Raw genomic sequence first — 2,161 nt, 5'->3', positions numbered from 1 at the left:
TACCAATAACTATTTTGGTGAGCTTTCGTACCCTCTCGGGGGGCTGGAGGGAGGAGGACCTGATGGAAGATACGAAGAACGTTCCGGTCGTCTACGAGGGCAGGAGAGCCCTGATTGAGGGCCTGCCGGCGTACCAGGAGCGGGTACGGCAGCTCCTGTGCTCTGCAGTCGCTCCGGAAACCCGCCGGGCCTACGCTTCGCGTCTGAAGCGCTTCTTCGCCTGGTGCCAGGCTGAGGGCGTTTCGACCGCCTTCCCGACGTCGCCGGAGGTCCTCGCCGCCTACGTGGCCAGCCTCGCCAACAGCGGGGCCGCCCCCGCGACGGTCGAGCAGATCCTCGCCGCCATCGCCGCCGCGCATCGAGCAGAAGGGATATCGTCTCCAACCGAAACTCTCCTCGTAAAGAAGACCCTGAAAGGGTATCGCCGAGAGCATGGCACCGCCCCCGCCAGCAGGAAAGACGCGGCCACCGTCGAGGTCGTGCGGATGCTCCTTGATGCGACCCGTGGCGACACCACAAAAGGCATCCGGGACGCCGCCATCCTGGCACTGGGCTTCGCCGGGGCCTTTCGCCGATCCGAGCTCTCCGCCCTGAACATCGAGGACCTGAAATGGACCGTCCGCGACGGCGAGGAGATTCTGATCCTCAATGTCCGTCGGTCAAAGACGGACCAGGAGGCGCAGGGGATGCAAAAAGCGATCTTCCCCGGCCGGGACGAGGCTGCCTCCCCGACGGCCCTCCTGAAGAGGTGGCTCTCCCTCGTGGAGCCCCAGGAGGGGCCGTTGTTCCGGCGGGTCCTCAAGAGTGGCCAGGTGACCGATGAGCGCCTGAGCGCCCAAAGCATGAGGCTCGTCGTCCTGCAGGCGGCATCTGCGGCCGGTCTGTCCCTCGACCTCTCCGCCCACTCCCTGCGTTCCGGCTTCGTAACGACGGCGATCCGGCAGGGGAAGACGGAGCGATCCATAATGAATCAGACGGGACACCGGTCCGTCCAGACCCTGCGAGGCTACTTCCGCCGTGAAGATGCCATAGAGGACAACGCCGCCAAAGAACTGATGTGAGGCAATCTCAAGAGTGTTGTCAGCGCTCTTGGGAGTTTTGTTGTGCGCTTACGCACGCCCCGCGTTTTTTAAGGATTGCAGCTCCTCCATGGGCAGTCCGGTGGCCTCCGCGATTTTGGTCAGGTCCAGCCCCATCCGAAGCAGGTTCCGCGCCGTTTCTGTTCTGCCTAGCTGGATGCCCCTTGCCTCGCCCAGTTGAAAGCCCTCCGTTCTGCCTAGCTGGATGCCCCTTGCCTCACCCAGTTGAAAGCCCTCCGTCCTGCCCAACTGGATGCCCCTTGCCTCGCCCAGCTGAAAGCCCTCCGTCCTGCCCAACTGGATGCCCTTTTCAATGCCCTTACGCTCCATAATGCTGACGTACATCCGTCCCGCCTCCTTTGCCTCTTCCAAAGCACTCTCCCACTCCTCGTACTCCCTGGAGCTCTCGTCCTCCGTCAAGTGAATGACGCCCTCCATAAACACCAACAGCTGCGCCTTGTCCGCGTGGTCCCAGCCCCGCTCGTCCAGGAGCTTCAGCATCTCCTTCAGGTAGCCCAGCTTCCTCGGCTCGCTGTTCCGGCTCTTCCACGCCCTGAGTCCCGCCAGGTGCGCCCAGTCGAAGGGGTTGTCGCTCGCCTTCAGGGCCTCCTCGTCCCCTTCGTAGAGCTTGAACACGGGGAACTCGTACTTCACCCGCGTGCCGTATCCCTCCCAGGAATAGACCCCGCAGGACTGCGCCTCCGACAGGGGCTCGATGAGAAGGGCCAGGGCGCTGACGTGCCTGCGGTAGCGACCCTCCAGCAAGCCACGGTAGCGGTGCATCCGCAGGGGGAAGTCCTCGTTCCCACCGCGGCCCTGTACTTCCACGTGAAGGAGGACCCAGGCGTCTTCCTGGGTGCGGAGGGGGACGTTTGCCAGGAGGTCCACGAATCGGTTCCCGTCCGGCTCGCCGCCCTCCGGCCTTTGGGTGAAGCGGGCCAGCCGGCGCAGTTCCTTATCGAGGAAAACGACGTCCCGTTTCTCGTCGAGGTCTCTGGCCAGGTCGGGCAGCAAAGAGTGAAGCATAGGGACGAAGAATCTGCTTAATAACTCCTTCCAGAGCAGGTCGTCACGTCGCGGTT

General features: G+C 63.5%; 2 protein-coding genes. One reads left to right on the top strand and one right to left on the bottom strand.

Annotated elements, in window-relative coordinates:
• On the top strand, positions 1-1,061 hold a 1,061-nt coding region (locus tag Q0176_RS05975), incomplete at its 5' end, for a site-specific integrase (RefSeq protein WP_299300226.1).
• A 48-nt stretch (positions 1,062-1,109) separates the two neighbouring features.
• Here the strand turns inward: Q0176_RS05975 and Q0176_RS05970 are convergent.
• Positions 1,110-2,105 (bottom strand): hypothetical protein, encoded by a 996-nt coding sequence (locus Q0176_RS05970; protein ID WP_299300224.1) that lies wholly within the window; start codon positions 2,103-2,105, stop codon positions 1,110-1,112.
• Positions 2,106-2,161 lie beyond the last annotated feature (56 nt).

Source organism: uncultured Fretibacterium sp., from assembly GCF_938040765.1.
Taxonomy (GTDB): Bacteria; Synergistota; Synergistia; order Synergistales; family Aminobacteriaceae; genus CAJPSE01.
The sequence above is the reverse complement of the archived record's forward strand: the minus strand, read 5'-3'. Positions and strand labels throughout refer to the sequence as shown.